The following is a 15,216-nucleotide window of genomic DNA, read 5'->3' as shown; positions in this document are numbered from 1 at the left end:
GGACCGTCTCGTGCGACCGACGACGGCCGTATCCAGCCGCGATGCAGGTCCGGACCCGATCGCCCCTCGAATCGAGTCCGGACACGCGCGTCGAAGAAGGGTCCTACGAGACAGCGGCGACGATCCGCTCGTCTCCGGATGCGTCCGACGAGTCGAAGTCGGGCTCGTCGTCCATCTCACGTCCGTCCGCTTCCTCGGTGTCGCTGCTGTCTCGGAGGACGCCGGGATCTCCGGATTCCGTGGCTCCGCTCGGTTCGTCCGATTCGCCACCGATCACGGTCCTGACTCGTTCGACCTTGACGATGCACCGGGCGAGGTCGGGTCCGATCGCGCTCGCCGTCATTTCGACCGCAGACCGTTCGATTCCTTCCCTCGTCGTGTATTCGTTCGTTCTGAGTTGGCCGTACGCGATGACCGGATCGCCCTTCATGAGCGATCCTCCGACGCCCTTGACCAGCCTGCGCCAGCAGGTCACCGTCAGGAACAGCGTCCCGCCGTCGGTCCACTCGCCCGTCGCGCGATCCTGACGGCGCGCGTTGCTCGCCATCCGGAAGCTCAGTACTTCGTCGCCGGATGCGGTCGATCGTTTGACTGGGTTGGTGATCACGGTCCCCACCACCGCACATTGCGCCTCGTACATGTTCGTCCCCCTTGCTTCGGTGTTCGGCCGAGCACTACTCGACCCACGTCGAACTGTGCCGCGAAAATCGACCCTTCGGAGCCTCGAAACGAAATCTGTGGATGGAGCCTGCACCTGTGGACAACCGACTCTCGAACGCCGGTTCACGGTGAGGTGCGTCGGGTTGCCGTGCTATACGGCTGCGTCGACGTAGTCGGTGCCGAGTCGTACCGGTTCGGCACTGCCCGCGGTGGAACCCGCGAGGACACCTTCGATCATGGTGTACTCCGCTGCCGCGAGCGTCAACACCGCCTTGGAGAGATAGTCGACGGACACGATGTCGATCCCTCGCGCACGCAGGTCGGCTTCGATCCTGCCGACATCAGCGTGATCGAGTTCCACTCTCACACGGCGTCTTTGGACCCTGCGACGCACAGTGGCCGTCGCCAGAGCTTCGACGACCGCCCCGGCGTACGCGCGCGCCAGCCCTCCGGTGCCGAGTTTAGTTCCGCCGTAGATCCTGCTGACGACGGCGACCACATTGGTGAGTTCGCGTCCGGTCAACACCTCGAGAATCGGTGTGCCGGCGGTACCACTGGGCTCACCGTCGTCGCTGGCCCTGGCGATTCGGCTACCGGGGAGGTCGCCGACGACGAATGCCCAACAGTGATGCCCGGCAGCGCTGTTGGATTGTCGGGCGTCCGCTATGACGGCTCGTGCGCGGTCCTCGGAGTCCGCCCGTGCCACGACTGCGAGAAATCGCGACTTCTTCACCTCGATCTCGGCGGTAGTTCGATCGACGACAGTCAGGAACATCGTCGGTCTCCTTTCGCCAGAGTCGCGAGGGCGGCTCCTCGGCACGAGAAGTCTACGCCGCGACCGATTCCGAGACGTGTCCGTGCACGGAGTCGCCGGACGCGTGCACCAGGTCGGCGTATCGACCACCCTTGTCGACGAGGTCGGTGTGGTTACCGATCTCGACGACGCGTCCACCGTCGAGGACGGCAATGCGGTCGGCGGCCCGGACCGTCGAGAGCCTGTGGGCGACGATGATGGTCGTGCGCCCTACCATCAGCTCGTCGAGAGCGGTTTGCACGGCGCGCTCGGTCGAGTTGTCCAGCGCGCTGGTCGCCTCGTCGAGAATGAGGATCGGCGGGTTACGCAACACCGTGCGCGCGATGGCGAGGCGCTGCTTCTCGCCACCGGAGAATCGGTACCCGCGTTCCCCGACCACGGTGTCGTACCCGTCGTCCAGGCCCACGACGAAATCGTGAATCTGCGCGATCCGTGCGGCACGTTCGATCTCGGCGTCGGTTGCGTCGGGTTTCGCGAACCGGAGGTTGTCGCGAATGCTGGCGTGGAACAGGTACGTCTCCTGCGACACGACGCCGACCAGGTCTGCGACGACTGCTGTCGGCAGGTCTCGGATGTCGATGCCGTCTATGGTGATTCGGCCGTGAGTGGGGTCGTGCAGCCGTGCGGCGAGATATCCGAGCGTGGTCTTGCCGGACCCCGTCGATCCGACGAGCGCCAGGGTGCTACCCGCGGGGACGTCGATGTCGATGTCGGACAACGCGAGCCGTGAGGCGTCGGCGTAGGAGAACTCGACGTGTTCGAACCGTACGTGCCCCGATACGTCCTCTCGGGCGAGCAGGGTCGGAGCGATGGGTTCGTCGATGTCGACCGGCAGGTCCAGGTACTCGAAGACGCGCCCGAACAGTGCCAGGGAACTCTGCACCTCCACGCCCGTGCTCAGCAGCTGCATCGTCGGCCTGAACAGCTGAGTTTGCAGGGTCGTGAAGGCGACGAGTGTGCCGACGGTGAGCGCACTTCCGTTCCCGATGGTGATTCCAGCGAACCAGTAGACGAGTGCGGGCATGATGGCGAAGCTGATCTGCATGCTTGCCATGCGCCACTTACCGGCCATCATGGCTTTGAGTTCCACGTCGGCGACTTCGTCGGAGCGCGCCGCGAACTGCTGTGTGAGAACGCCGGACGACCCCGTCGTCTTGCCGAGCAGGATGCCGCTGACGGACAGCGACTCCTCGATCTGAACCGACAGCTCGCTCAGCAGCTTCTGCCGCGTCGTCGAGATCTTTCGTCTCTCGTTGCCGATCTTTCGAGCGATGCGAACGAACACCGGCAGGATGATCAATGAGAACAACGCCAGCCGCCAGTCCAGCAGGAACAGCGCCACGACGGTCGCCGCAACCGTGGTGGCGTTCTGAGCGATCGACGTGGCCGTATTGGTGACCACGGATTGCATTCCGCCGATGTCGTTGGCGATTCTGGACTGCACCTCGCCGGTGCGGGTGCGCGCGAAGAAGCCGAGAGATTGACGTTGCAGGTGACCGTAGACGGCGACGCGCAGGTCGTGCATCAGCGTCTGACCGACGCTGTTGGACATCCACGTCTGGAGTACGCCGAGGGTGTTGGTGACGACGGCTACTGCGATCATGCCCAGCGCGATCAGCGTGACGAGCGTGACGTCGCGATCGGGGATGGCGTGATCGAGCAGTTCACGAAGAAGCAGTGGTGAAGCGAGCGCGACGACTGCACTGACGACGATGATCGAGGTGACGAGTGCGATGCGTGCGCGGTAGGGACGGAACAGCGCCAGAACCCTACCCACGGGGGCTGGGTCGGCGACTTTCGGTTGATTGCGTACCAAGTAGACCTCCTGGGTCGACGAACATAAACGAGAGGTTACCTCACTAAGAGGTTGCGTACAAGCGGCTATGCTGTCGGCATGCACACGGGAGACACCCCGAACCTGGCCGATTCCTTCATGGCCGTCGCGCGGCGGATCCGCCATACCCACATGAGCGCCCTCGAACCGTTCGGACTCAACCCGTCACAGAGCCGCGCGCTGCACGTGCTGGCACGAGAAGGTCGCCCGATGCGACTGCGTGCCTTGGCGGATCATCTGCGCATCGTGGCCCGTTCGGCCACCGACATCGTCGACTCCCTCGAAACCGCGGAACTGGTGGCGAGGGAGAACGACCCGGCCGATCGACGGGCTGTCCTCGTTTCGCTCACCGACACCGGCCGGGTCCGACTACGTGACATCGACGCGGCCCGCGCGAAGGTGGCCGTCGAGTTGTTCGACACCCTCGACCCGTCGGAGCGTGACGATCTTCAGCGCATTCTCACCAAGATCACGGCCGATCGACTCTGACCTGCCCGAGGAACGTGCGTTCTATCCGTTTTCCCGGTCGCGCCGCGCCAGCTCGGCGAACATAGCGTTGTGCGCGGCCAGGTCGGCGTCGTGGTCGCGGTCCGCGGCGCGGTCCGAGCGTTTGGCGTTGCGGTCGTCGCTGCGCGACCACTGGATGAGCAGGGCCAACATCACCAGCACGAGTGGAATCTCGCCCGTGGCCCAGGCGATTCCACCGCCCAACTTCTGATCGCCCATGAGATCGCCGTTCCAATCCAAGCCGAGCGTGCGGTAGTACCAGCCGCCCATGACGGTGTTCATGCTCATCAATGCGACGCCGAAGAAGGCGTGGAAGGGAAGCGACCCGAAAACCATGGCCAGCTTGGTGATGGGTTCGATGTGCCGCGGCGACGGGTCGACACCGATCACGACCCAGTAGAAGAGGTAACCGCTGAGAATGAAGTGCGCGTTCATCAGCAAGTGCGCCGAATGGTTGTCCAGCACGGCACCGAAGATGCCACCGAGATACAGCACGTAGAAGCCGCCGACGAACAGGACCGCCGCGACGACCGGGTGCGTCAGGAAACGCGAGACAGGGCTGTGCAGCGCCTGCAGAAGCCACTCACGGGGACCTGGAATTCCGTCCTTGCCCGCTACCGGCAACGCACGCAGGGCGAGCGTGAGCGCGCCACCGAGTGCGAGCAGAACGGGCACCAACATCGACAACGCCATGTGCGCGCCCATGTGCACGCTGAAGGTCGCCGGCGAATACTTGCCGACGCCGGAGGACGTGGCCACGAGCATCGTCGCGCACCCGAGGAGGAACGAGATCGTCCGCCCGACAGGCCACGCGTCGCCGCGGCGACGCAGACGCCGAACACCGAGCAGGTACACGACGGCCAGCAGGATCGAGGCCGTCCCGAAGATGAGGTCGAACCGCCAGTCGAACATCAGCCGGGCGAAGGTGGGCGGATCCGGGAGGTCGTAACCGAGGGCTGCTTCGGACAAGGAGAGATCGGGGTCGACGTCCGACGGCGGCGGAGTCCGCCCCAGGCCGACGGCGAGGCCGATCGTGGCCGCGAGAACGAGAACTTCTCCCCCGGCGAACCTGATCAGCGCACCACGGGACGACGGGTCGGATGCGAGAGCAGGCAGCGACCTGCGCCGCTGGATCCATCCGAAGAATCCCAGCACGACGAGGGCGAGAACCTTGGCCAGAATCAACCGGCCGTACAGCGTCGTGAACAGATCCCCGATGGACACTCGAACGAGAGCGTTGATCACTCCGGAGGCTGCCATCACGACGAAGCAGACGGTCGCGACCGCCGAGAACCTCCTGGCCGCGACATCGGTGTGCGCACCCCTGCGGCGGGCGTGGGCGAGAACTGCGAACAGACCGCCCGCCCAGAGGGTCGCGCCGACCAGGTGCAGGATCAGACTGTTGGTGGCGACGTCATGCGCACCTCCGGAGGAGGAGTGTCCCGTCAACGCGATGGGCATCAACGTGGCCAGCGCGAACACGAGAAGCAACGGGGTCCACGACCACCTGAGTACCGTCCGCGACACGACCGCGAGCACCACGGCCAGAATCGCCGTCCAGCGCCAGGCTCCGGCGATTTCCACCTGATCGAGGGCCACCCAGAGGTTGCTGGGTTGGATCGCGACGGTGAACGGCTGACCTGAGGTGTCCGACAGGGTCAGCGGGACGAGTACCAGTGCGCACGCAGCCCACACGATCGCGGCAGCCGACCCGGTGCGCACGGCGCGGTATCCGCCCACGTCGAGCACTCCGGATTTCTGCGGAGGTACCAGAAACGCCGCGAGGAGGAAGGAACCGATGGCGATCGATGCCGCTATCTCGCCGATGGCGCGGATGGCGGGGAGCCCGTACGTCGTGGCCGGACCAGGGTCGGGTATACCGAGGAGAACGAGCGCGTCCGACGCGGACAGGCTGATGACGAGCGCTGCAACGACAGCACCGATCAATCCTGCCGTCACGAACACGGAGGTCGATGCGGTCCCCGGAGACTCGGTCGGTGGTGTTTCGACGGTCTCGACGTCTGGTGCTGCCATGACAACCAGAGTAAGAGGTGTCGAGTGCCCTCGTCACCGGCGCCCTGCCGGAGCGAGGCCTGGTGGGGGCCCGAACGACGGGAAGTCCTACGCTACGTCGTAGATCGTGTGACCTCGGCCACCGGCAGATCGTGATGAATCCGACCGCTTCCACCGGCCAGAGGGGCACCACTGCCGCCCCACCGCTTCGCGACGATCTCGGCAGCGATGGAGACGGCCGTCTCCTCCGGAGTACGCGCCCCCAGGTCGAGCCCGATCGGGCTGGACAGTCGTTCCAGTTCTGTATCGGTCAGTCCCGCCTCACGCAAGCGGGCGACGCGGTCGGCGTGGGTACGACGCGACCCCATCGCCCCGACGAACGCGAACTGTGGCCGACGTAACGCGACCTCGAGCAATGGGACGTCGAATTTGGCGTCGTGCGTCAACACACACACGATGGTGCGCTCGTCCACCCTTCCAGCCGCGATCTGGTCGGCAAGATAACGATGTGGCCACTCGACGACGACCTCCGCCGCGGCCGGGAACCGCTGGGTCGTGGCGAACCGTGCCCGCGCGTCGCACACCGTCACCCGGTATCCCAGGAACGCGCCCTGCTGGGCGACGGCGGCCGCGAAGTCGATGGCACCGAACACGAGCATTCTCGGCCGCGGCGCGTAACTCGACACGAAGACGTCCATGCCGTCGCCGAGACGCTCACCCTCCGGTCCGTACGTCAATGTCTCCGTGCGCCCGGATGCCAGAAGTCCACGCACGTCGTCGACCACGGCTGCGTCGATTCGGTCGGTTCCGAACGTGCCCGCCGATGCGTTCTCCTCGATCACCAGGTGACGCCCGAGCTGTGTCGGATCCGGATGACGGACGACGGTTGCGACCGCGATCGGTCGCTCGGCCGCGATCGCATCGGCGACGGCCCCCAGTTCGGGAAAGGTCGTCTGCGAGATGGGCTCGACGAACACGTACAGCGTGCCGCCACAGGTCAATCCCACCGCGAACGCATCGTCGTCGCTGACGCCGTATCGTTCGAGGACCGGGGAGTCCGATGCGATGACCGACATCGCGGCCTCGTACACCGCTCCCTCGACGCATCCACCCGACACCGAGCCGCTGACCGTTCCGTCCGGTCCGACGACCATCGATGCCCCTGCGGGTCGCGGAGCAGAATCGAACGTGCGAACCACGGTCCCGACGCCTGCCGTGGCACCGGCGCGCCACAGCGCAAGCACCTCGTCGAGGACATCTCTCATCGACAGAATCCTCTCGTCCGAACACGGACCCGGACGACCGCGATGTAGCAGTGCCTCGGTGTTCGCGTTCCATCGACTATGCCCGATACGGAGGGCGACGAATCGTCGATCGTGTTCTCGGTGCCCCCGGCAGGATTCGAACCTGCGACCAAGGGATTAGAAGGCCCTTGCTCTATCCCCTGAGCTACGGAGGCGTGGCCCGGACGGGTCCGAGCACGGTGAATCAGTCTACCTGCTCGATCGGCGCGTCGACGAAGGGCAGCGGATAAGACCGGAAATGCGGTGCGAAATCCGCTGCGAGCCCGGTCGATCCTGCACCGAGGCGCAGCATCACGTGCGAATACGCGCCGCCGAACGTGTGGTTGACTGATCGCAACCGAAGGGGCCACCGTGCACCAGCTCACCCTCGGCGTCATGTCTCGGTCGTCGAAGCCGAACGAACGTCGCCTCCCGATTCATCCGCATCACCTCGAACGTATTCCCGACGAGCTGCGCCGCCGCGTGTTCTTCGAGGCGGGGTACGGACTCCCGTTCGGTATCTCCGACGACCACATCGCCGCGTCGACCGGAGGCATCCGCTCGCGTACGGAGCTGATCGACGAGTGCGATGTCATTTTGTTGCCGAAACCGCAAGCGTCGGACTTGGAGTCGCTCCGTCCGGGTCAGATTCTGTGGGGTTGGCCGCATTGCGTACAGGACGTCGAGCTCACTCAGGCGGCCATCGACCGCAGGCTGACGCTCGTGGCTTTCGAAGCGATGAACCATTGGACAGCGGAAGGTTCGTTCAATCTCCACGTTTTCCACAAGAACAACGAATTGGCCGGTTACTGCTCGGTGCTGCATGCCTTGCAACTGATCGGGTCGACCGGCGACTACGGACGTCGGCTGCGCGCTGCGGTGATCGGTTTCGGTGCTACGGCGAGGGGTGCGGTGACGGCTCTGAACGCCCACGGCGTGCACGAGGTGGACGTACTCACTCAGCGCGGTGTCACTGCTGTCGGTTCGCCGATTCACTCGGCACGCATCGTCAATTTCGATCTCGACGGCGAAAACCCGCGACGTAGCCGTGCATTGACCGACGAAGGGCGAATCCCGTTGTCGCAGTTCCTCGGCGATCACGACATCATCGTCAACTGCGTATTGCAGAATACGAATGCCCCGCTGACGTTCCTGCGCACGGAGGATCTCGACTCGATCGATCCCGGCACGTTGATAGTCGATGTCTCGTGCGACGAGGGAATGGGGTTCGAATGGGCCCGTCCCACGTCCTTCGACGCGCCCATGTTCACGGTCGGCGACAATGTTCGTTACTACGCGGTCGATCACAGTCCGTCCTACCTGTGGGACTCGGCAACCTGGGAGATCAGCGAGTCACTGCTGCCGTTCATCGGCACCGTCCTGGGCGGACCGACCAGCTGGGACGCCGACGCGACCATTCGTCGCTCCATCGAGATCCGCGACGGTGCCCTGGTCAACCCGGACATCCTCGCATTTCAACACCGAAGCGCCGAGTATCCTCACCCGGTGGCGTGATCGAAGGCGAAAGCGTTGTGAATCATGACGTTTCGCCCCGGCCGCACGTTCATGTACAGCGTCACTGGTCAGCGTCCGTGATCTTGTAAGCCCTCACACCGCGCGAGCGTTGTGTGGAGGAACCCCCTGTTGCACGCTGGATCGAGAGAACATGTCTCGAGACGAACGACCAGCCGGGGGGCGCCTTCATGGCACACAGATCACGATGGAATTTCACACGTCTGACGCTCGCGACGGCCATCGCGTGCGGGCTGGCCTTAGGCCACGCACCCGGGACAGCACACGCGGACATCAATCCGATCACGTTCGGCAACGGTCTGATGTCGACGCTCGGCGGTTGCTTGTTCCCGGATCCGACGGCCATCGCGTGGTGCACTGGGCAGGAGATCCTGACCGACCATGCACCCCTGATGTTGGACCTCAATCCCGTCGGCACCACGATCGTCGTTCTCGGAGCCGGACTGTACGACGACGGAACGATGCGGCCACTGCTCGTGGATCGACTACAGGCAGCGTTGACGCTTGCGCAGCGCTATCCGGCGTCCCCCATCATCACGAGCGGCGGGGTTCCCCGTGCAGGCGTCACCGAGGCTCGCGCCATGCGGGACTGGTTGATCGCGGCAGGTGTTGCGCCGGAACGGATCACCGAGGAGAACACGTCGACGTCGACGGTGGAGAACGCCCGAAACACTGCAACGATCCTGGCGGATCGGGGCTCGCAAGGAGCCGTGGTCGTGTCCAGTACCAATCACGTCGAACGAGCGCTCATCGACTTTCGAAAGGCAATATCCGGACGGTTTCCGGTGAGCGGCGTCGTGTCGGGTCGGTGACCCGAGCACGACGCTCACCGACGCGGGTGCGGATCAGGATGCCTCGGCAACCATGTCCGACATGGCCCCACCCGGTTCGTTTGCCCGCGAAAGGCAGTCGACGACGAGAGCAGCATGCAACGACATGAGGCCCGCGGAACTGAGCGGGTCCACACCGGTCAGCTGTTCGATCCGCTTGAGGCGGTAGTCGACGGTATTGGGATGTACGTACAGCAGTTTCGCACTCGCGCGCCTGTTGGCCTCGCTGCCGACGAACGTCTTCAGGGTGTGCATCAACTCGGGGAAGCCGTCGAGTGGCGCGATCACCGAACGCAACCGCGAACGGCCGGGGCCCGGACGCGAGAGCTGATACTCCAGGGCGAGATCGCTCGTCCGGTACAGACGGGGTTGCATCCGCAGCGACCTGGCCAGATCCACCAACTCGCGGCAATGGTCGAGCACGCCGTTCAACGAGCCGAGTGCGCCACGTGCCGTGGCTGCGACGGTATCGACGTCCAGAGTTGCGCCGAGCCGTGCCAGGCAGTCCTCGACGACGCTCGCAGGCGAAGACGGAACGAGGACGACTCCCCCGCCCGCGGTCAGCGACAGCAGTGGTCCGCGAACGCCCGAGGCTGCAGCCATCGCGCTCTCCGCGGCAGCCAAGGCTGCGTTGTCCACGGTGCGGATGTCGGTCTTGGCAGTGTCCGGTCGTCCGGTGTCCGGTCGTCCGGTGTCCGACGGCGTGGCGACGAACCGTAGGAACACCACGTCGTATTCCGCGGCCACCTCGATTCCATTTCGTTCCGCAATGCCGCGGGCTTCGGGATCGTCGGCGACGAGCAGGTCGACCAACTGGGCGACGCGCTCTCCGTTGGACCCTGGGTCCTGGCGGCAGAACTCCATGTATGCGGCCGAGACTGCATTGCCGAGGGACTCGAGGACTCGCATCATGAACACCGCACTGTCGACCACGTCGGATCGATCGACCTCGGCGACACTGCCTTTCAGCCCCGCGGCGGCCGCGGCGTGAACGTGACGCTGCGCGTCCCGTAGCGGTACACCCTCCCGCGCAAGGTCTTCCGCCGCGCGACGGACCGGTTCGAGCTCGGCGGGCGCCGGGGGCCTACCTGCGCGAAGGCAACGGTCGACGACAGCACCGCTGCGCCCTTCCAACGCGGATGTCCGTCCGCGAGAGACCTCGGTGACAACAGTGCCGGGGGAATGCGTGAACGAGGAGTCCAACCGCATGTCGAGCCGCCTTTCCTACCGCTTATGTGGTTCGTGGAGTAACGGTAACCCATCGAGCGGTCCGAGGGTATGAAAATGGAGGTACAAACATTCTTCGAGTTTGTTTTCGATGTATCGATCTGCTCTTACAGCGAACAGCCGGGCCGTTCGCCCCGGTGAAGGGGGGAACGACCCGGCGTCCGAGCCTCGATCGATTCTGCGGCCGTGGCCGAGTTGCTACCTGTTCTCGAACTCGCCGTTGATGACCTTGCCAGCAGGAGTGTCCTCGCGGGCCTTCTTCGCAGCCTCGCGCATCTCGATGCCGTCGGAGATGAGATCACCGATCTCCCGGGTCACGTCTCGCACCGCCCCGGCAATGATGACGGCGATCCGACCCACGTGTGTGGCCGCGGACTCGGTCAATTCCTGCACGGTGTCCTTGTTGCGTTCGAACTTGCCGACCACGACGTTCACCCCTGATTCGGTATTCGGTCCGGTAGCGCCGGCCACGTCAGGCCGCGACCTTCTTGCGCTCGACGATAACACCGACCGTCGGCTTGGATCCGGTCAGAGAATCCGGTAACGCGAGCTTGAAGATCTTGCCCCACACGGTGCCGATCTGCTTGAAGAAACCGCCGGTGTTGTAGGGAAGGCCGTACTTGCCGCACAGTGCCTTCACTTCAGGGGCGAGCTCGGGGTAACGGTGCGCGGGCAGATCCGGGAACAGGTGATGCTCGATCTGGTGCGACAGGTTGCCGGACATGATGTGGAACAGCGGCGATCCCTCGATGTTCGCCGATCCGAGCATCTGTCGGACGTACCACTCGCCGCGCGACTCGTCTGCGGTCTCGTCCTCGGTGAAGGTCTGTACCCCCGTCGGGAAGTGTCCGCAGAAGATGATCGAGTACGTCCACAGGTTGCGGATCAAGTTGGCGCCGACGTTCCCCACCAGTGTGGTGACGAAGAAGGGTCCGGACAGCGCCGGAAAGATCACGTAGTCCTTGAGAACCTGACGACCGGCCTTGCGCCACATCCCCTGCAGCAGCGGCTTGACGTCGTGCCACTTGCGCTTGCCCTGGACGATGTTCTCCGCTTCGAGGTCGTGCAGCATGACGCCCCACTCGAAGAACGTCATCAGCAGGAACGCATAGACGGGGTTACCCAGATAGTACGGATTCCACTTCTGGCCCTCGTCCATCCGCAGGATTCCGTAGCCGATGTCGCGGTCCTTGCCGACGATGTTGGTGAACGTGTGGTGCATGTAGTTGTGCGAGTGCTTCCACTGGTCGGCTGGGCAGACGGTATCCCATTCGAACACTTCCGAATTGAAGCCGGGCTCACGCATCCAGTCGTACTGGCCATGCATGACGTTGTGGCCGATCTCCATGTTGTCGAGAATCTTGGAGACGCCGAGGGCGCCGACTCCGGCAAGCCACACCGGAGGCAGGAACGGCAGATACATCATGGCGCGACCGGCGATCTCGAGGCCGCGTTGAGTCTTGACGATGTTGTAGATGTATTCGCGATCCTCTTCGCCCAGCTTGGCGACGGTGCGAGCGCGGAGCTCGTCGAGCTCGCGGCCGAGGTCTTGGACTTGCTCGTAGGACAGGACTGTCGGTGGCAGCGCCTCGGGCTTCTCCGCGGATCCGAAAAAGGGCAGAGACAGTGAAGGCAGTGGTATTCCGAACATTTGAAACACTCTCCGTTTCGGTTGTCGAAAATTTGTCGGTCGGGTCGGTCAGATTTCGATGTCCACGTCACCGACAGGGACCGACACGCAAATCTGGATCTTCTTGTGCGGTTCGGTGTCGGTCTCCCCGGTCTTGACGTTCCGGGTGCATCCCGAGGTCTTCACGGACGTGCAGGTGAAGCAGATGCCCATCCGGCAGCCGTAGGACGGCGTCAGGCCCGCGTCCTCCGCCTGCTCGAGGAGGGTCTTGCCCGAGTTGGTGGCGACGACGTCACTGGTGGAGAAATTGATGTCTCCGTCTGCATCGGCGTCGGCGGTCGGTGCTGGCGCTGCGAACTCCTCGAAGTGGAGTCGGTCGGAAAGTCCTAGGTCATCGTAGATATCCCGGACTCCCCGCATCAGCCCCGGCGGACCGCACAAGAACGTCTGAGCATCCGCGAACCACGGCGCCACGGCGTTCAGATGCTCGGGTCCGAAGAAACCGTGAAGGTCTCCCCCGCTCGGCTGGTTCGTGTACGCCAACACGATTCGGACGCGTTCGTGCTCGGCGGCGATCTGTTCCAACTCGGCCCGGTACGAGACATCTTTTTCCGTGTAGGCGTAGTGCAGGAAGGTGAGGTCGCCGCTGTACCCCTCGTCCAGCAGCGACCTCAACATGGACAGCACGGGGGTGATTCCGCTTCCGCCACTGATCAGCAGGACCGATTCCGGACGAGGCGTCGGCAGGTGGAACACACCGTCGGCCTGCGACAGGCTGACGACCAGACCCACCCGGGCGTTCGCGTGGAGATGCTGCGAGACAAGGCCTTCCGGGTGCGCCTTGATGGTCAGTTCGATTTGGCCGTCGGCGCGGTACTGCGAGCACGCGGGCGAGTAGCACCGCGTATGGCGCACCCCGTCGATGACAACGCCGACCTGGACGAACTGCCCGGCCTGGAAGCCCTGCCACTGGTGCGTGGGACGCAACGTAAGGGTGACCGTGTCAGCGGTGGACCGGTGTACATCCGTCACTTCTGCCCGAAGGTCTCTCACTGTGGTCATCGGGTCGACCAGTTCGAGGTAACGGTCGAGCGCATGAGGCGTTGCCATGGCCTCGAACAGGGACAGCAGCGAAAACTTGCGGCGAATGCCTGATTGTCGAGACTTCTGCTGAATTGCCATCTCGCCTCCCGGTTCGAGGAACTTCTTCAGTGTACGTCTGTGCACTAGAATCTCAGTGTGGCAGATCCGTACCGGAATCTGTCAACGTGAAAGTGATGGCACCGACACCGGATCATCGGTGTGTCCCGCCTCACACTCATCCTGAGGCGACGTCGAGACCGGAGGAGGTCACAGAGTGGACAGCAATAAACTCGAACATGTGACAGAACCGGGTACGCGTGCGGAACGTAAGGAACGCACACGACAAGCACTCATCGACGGCACCCTGGATCTGTTGCGCGACCGGTCGTTCGCGAGCGTCAGTTTGCGGGAGGTCTCACGATCCGCCGGCATAGTGCCGACTGCGTTCTACCGGCACTTCGCGTCCATGGAAGATCTCGGTGTAGCGCTGGTCGAAGACTCGATGCGGACGCTTCGTCAGATGCTGAGGGACGCGCGCAAGGATCCCACGGTCAAGAACGCAACCGAATCGCTCCGGATCCTCGTGCGCGCCGTTCGCTCGCACGAGGATCAGTTCCGATTCATCGCCCGTGAGCGCTACGGCGGAGTCACCGAAGTACGACGCGCATTCGCGACCGAGCTCCGCATGTTCGTCAGCGAACTGACCATCGACCTCGCCCGCATGCCTGGACTCGAATCCTGGGACATCAGCGATCTGGAGATGGCCGCGGATCTGATCGTCTCGACCATGCTCACCGCTACCGTCGGTCTGTTGGAGATCGACCGCCCCGGCAGCGCAAGCGAACGCGAACTCCTGACACGCACCGAACAGCAAGTCCGCCTCGTGGTGTTGGGCATGGGAGTCTGGAGATCGAACCACGGTTGAATCGACCCGAGGTCCACTCGACCTCAGCTGGGAGAACCGCACATGACGATGACCGAAGTAACCGTCGACGATCTGGTGTTCGACGTGTCGATCGCCGGAGAGGCACGCGCGGAACCGGTGGTGCTGCTGCACGGCTTCCCGCAAACGCACGCATGCTGGGATCGGATCTCACCGACGCTCGTGAACCACGGGCTGTTCACCATCGCACCCGACCAACGCGGATACTCACCCGGCGCACGTCCGCTCGGCACCGAGGCCTATCGCGTGGAGAATCTCGTCGGCGACGTCGTCGGGATCCTGGACCAACTCGGCCTGGAGTCGGCGCACGTCGTCGGACACGACTGGGGCGCCGCCGTGGCGTGGCAACTCGCCGCACGGCATCCGGAACGCGTTCGTTCGCTCGTTGCAGTGTCCGTGCCCCACACGGCTGCGTTCAACCGAGCGCTTCGAGAGGACGCGGACCAGCGTGAGCGCTCGACTTACATGGGCCTGTTGCGACAAGCAGGTAAGGCCGAGGATGTGCTGCTCGAAGACGACGCACGCAGGCTGCGGGCCATGTTCTCCGATCGCAGCCCGGACGACCGTTACGTCCGACACCTGCAACAGCCGGGGGCTTTGACCGCGGCGTTGGAGTGGTATCGCGCAATGACCAACGAGTTCGGACGCCTCCCACCGGTGACCGTTCCGACGACCTACGTCTGGAGCAACCAGGACTCGGCGATCGGCCGTGCGGGCGCCGAACAATGCGGCGAATTCGTCGACGCGGACTACACATTCGTCGAACTCGACGGAATTTCGCACTGGATTCCCGAGGAAGCCCCCGAACGTTTGGCCGACGAGATCCTGCGGCGAGTCGCCCAGTCGCGGGTGTCGTGAG

General features: G+C 64.2%; 15 protein-coding genes and 1 tRNA gene. 5 read left to right on the top strand and 11 right to left on the bottom strand.

Annotated elements, in window-relative coordinates; all coding sequences use genetic code 11:
- Positions 1 to 103: 103 nt before the first annotated feature.
- From ssb to ACFULT_RS17060, 3 genes are all read right to left on the bottom strand, one after another.
- On the bottom strand, positions 104 to 640 hold the full coding sequence (gene ssb, locus ACFULT_RS17070) for a single-stranded DNA-binding protein (RefSeq protein WP_037110211.1): 537 nt from the start codon (positions 638 to 640) through the stop codon (positions 104 to 106).
- A gap of 171 nt (positions 641 to 811) precedes the next feature.
- Positions 812 to 1,435, bottom strand: a complete 624-nt coding sequence (locus ACFULT_RS17065) for an IMPACT family protein (protein ID WP_378481985.1) — start codon at positions 1,433 to 1,435, stop codon at positions 812 to 814.
- 52 nt (positions 1,436 to 1,487) lie between these two features.
- Complete coding sequence (locus ACFULT_RS17060; RefSeq protein ID WP_378481984.1) at positions 1,488 to 3,251, bottom strand: ABC transporter ATP-binding protein; 1,764 nt, start codon at positions 3,249 to 3,251, stop codon at positions 1,488 to 1,490.
- A 117-nt stretch (positions 3,252 to 3,368) separates the two neighbouring features.
- Between ACFULT_RS17060 and ACFULT_RS17055 the strand changes: the two genes are divergently transcribed.
- Entirely contained in the window at positions 3,369 to 3,797 is a 429-nt protein-coding gene (locus tag ACFULT_RS17055) for a MarR family winged helix-turn-helix transcriptional regulator (protein ID WP_378481983.1), read from the top strand.
- Between the two features lie 21 nt (positions 3,798 to 3,818).
- On the opposite strand, the gene ACFULT_RS17050 is transcribed toward ACFULT_RS17055, so the two are convergent.
- The 4 genes from ACFULT_RS17050 to ACFULT_RS17035 all read right to left on the bottom strand — a co-directional run bounded on the left by ACFULT_RS17050 (position 3,819) and on the right by ACFULT_RS17035 (position 7,469).
- On the bottom strand, positions 3,819 to 5,849 hold the full coding sequence (locus ACFULT_RS17050; RefSeq protein ID WP_378481982.1) for a cytochrome c oxidase assembly protein: 2,031 nt from the start codon (positions 5,847 to 5,849) through the stop codon (positions 3,819 to 3,821).
- Positions 5,850 to 5,941: 92 nt separating this feature from the next.
- On the bottom strand, positions 5,942 to 7,093 hold the full coding sequence (locus tag ACFULT_RS17045; RefSeq protein ID WP_378481981.1) for an XdhC family protein: 1,152 nt from the start codon (positions 7,091 to 7,093) through the stop codon (positions 5,942 to 5,944).
- Between the two features lie 121 nt (positions 7,094 to 7,214).
- Positions 7,215 to 7,287 (bottom strand) — tRNA-Arg (locus ACFULT_RS17040).
- A gap of 29 nt (positions 7,288 to 7,316) precedes the next feature.
- On the bottom strand, positions 7,317 to 7,469 hold the full coding sequence (locus ACFULT_RS17035) for a hypothetical protein (protein ID WP_170945301.1): 153 nt from the start codon (positions 7,467 to 7,469) through the stop codon (positions 7,317 to 7,319).
- A 38-nt stretch (positions 7,470 to 7,507) separates the two neighbouring features.
- On the opposite strand from ACFULT_RS17035, the gene ACFULT_RS17030 reads away from it, so the two are divergent.
- Complete coding sequence (locus ACFULT_RS17030) at positions 7,508 to 8,626, top strand: N(5)-(carboxyethyl)ornithine synthase (RefSeq protein WP_052059275.1); 1,119 nt, start codon at positions 7,508 to 7,510, stop codon at positions 8,624 to 8,626.
- A 188-nt stretch (positions 8,627 to 8,814) separates the two neighbouring features.
- The gene (locus ACFULT_RS17025; RefSeq protein ID WP_094721321.1) at positions 8,815 to 9,456 is read left to right on the top strand and encodes a YdcF family protein; all 642 of its coding nucleotides are present in this window, start codon (positions 8,815 to 8,817) and stop codon (positions 9,454 to 9,456) included.
- Positions 9,457 to 9,489: 33 nt separating this feature from the next.
- Here ACFULT_RS17025 and ACFULT_RS17020 read toward each other — a convergent pair whose 3' ends face one another.
- From ACFULT_RS17020 to ACFULT_RS17005, 4 genes are all read right to left on the bottom strand, one after another.
- Positions 9,490 to 10,683 carry a PucR family transcriptional regulator gene (locus ACFULT_RS17020; RefSeq protein WP_378481980.1) on the bottom strand — a complete coding sequence of 398 codons (1,194 nt, stop codon included), beginning with the start codon at positions 10,681 to 10,683 and terminating at the stop codon, positions 9,490 to 9,492.
- Between the two features lie 216 nt (positions 10,684 to 10,899).
- Positions 10,900 to 11,127 (bottom strand): hypothetical protein, encoded by a 228-nt coding sequence (locus ACFULT_RS17015; RefSeq protein WP_033190614.1) that lies wholly within the window; start codon positions 11,125 to 11,127, stop codon positions 10,900 to 10,902.
- Between the two features lie 46 nt (positions 11,128 to 11,173).
- Entirely contained in the window at positions 11,174 to 12,352 is a 1,179-nt protein-coding gene (locus ACFULT_RS17010; protein ID WP_019664781.1) for an acyl-CoA desaturase, read from the bottom strand.
- A 48-nt stretch (positions 12,353 to 12,400) separates the two neighbouring features.
- Positions 12,401 to 13,513 (bottom strand): ferredoxin reductase, encoded by a 1,113-nt coding sequence (locus ACFULT_RS17005; protein ID WP_052059274.1) that lies wholly within the window; start codon positions 13,511 to 13,513, stop codon positions 12,401 to 12,403.
- A 199-nt stretch (positions 13,514 to 13,712) separates the two neighbouring features.
- Here ACFULT_RS17005 and ACFULT_RS17000 point away from each other — a divergent pair, with 199 nt between their 5' ends.
- The gene (locus ACFULT_RS17000) at positions 13,713 to 14,339 is read left to right on the top strand and encodes a TetR family transcriptional regulator (protein ID WP_037110336.1); all 627 of its coding nucleotides are present in this window, start codon (positions 13,713 to 13,715) and stop codon (positions 14,337 to 14,339) included.
- A gap of 42 nt (positions 14,340 to 14,381) precedes the next feature.
- Entirely contained in the window at positions 14,382 to 15,215 is an 834-nt protein-coding gene (locus tag ACFULT_RS16995) for an alpha/beta hydrolase (RefSeq protein ID WP_037110192.1), read from the top strand.
- Position 15,216 lies beyond the last annotated feature (1 nt).

The sequence above is a fragment of the Rhodococcus sp. NPDC057297 genome, assembly GCF_042667435.1.
Classification (GTDB): domain Bacteria; phylum Actinomycetota; class Actinomycetes; order Mycobacteriales; family Mycobacteriaceae; genus Rhodococcoides.
The sequence above is the reverse complement of the archived record's forward strand: the minus strand, read 5'-3'. Positions and strand labels throughout refer to the sequence as shown.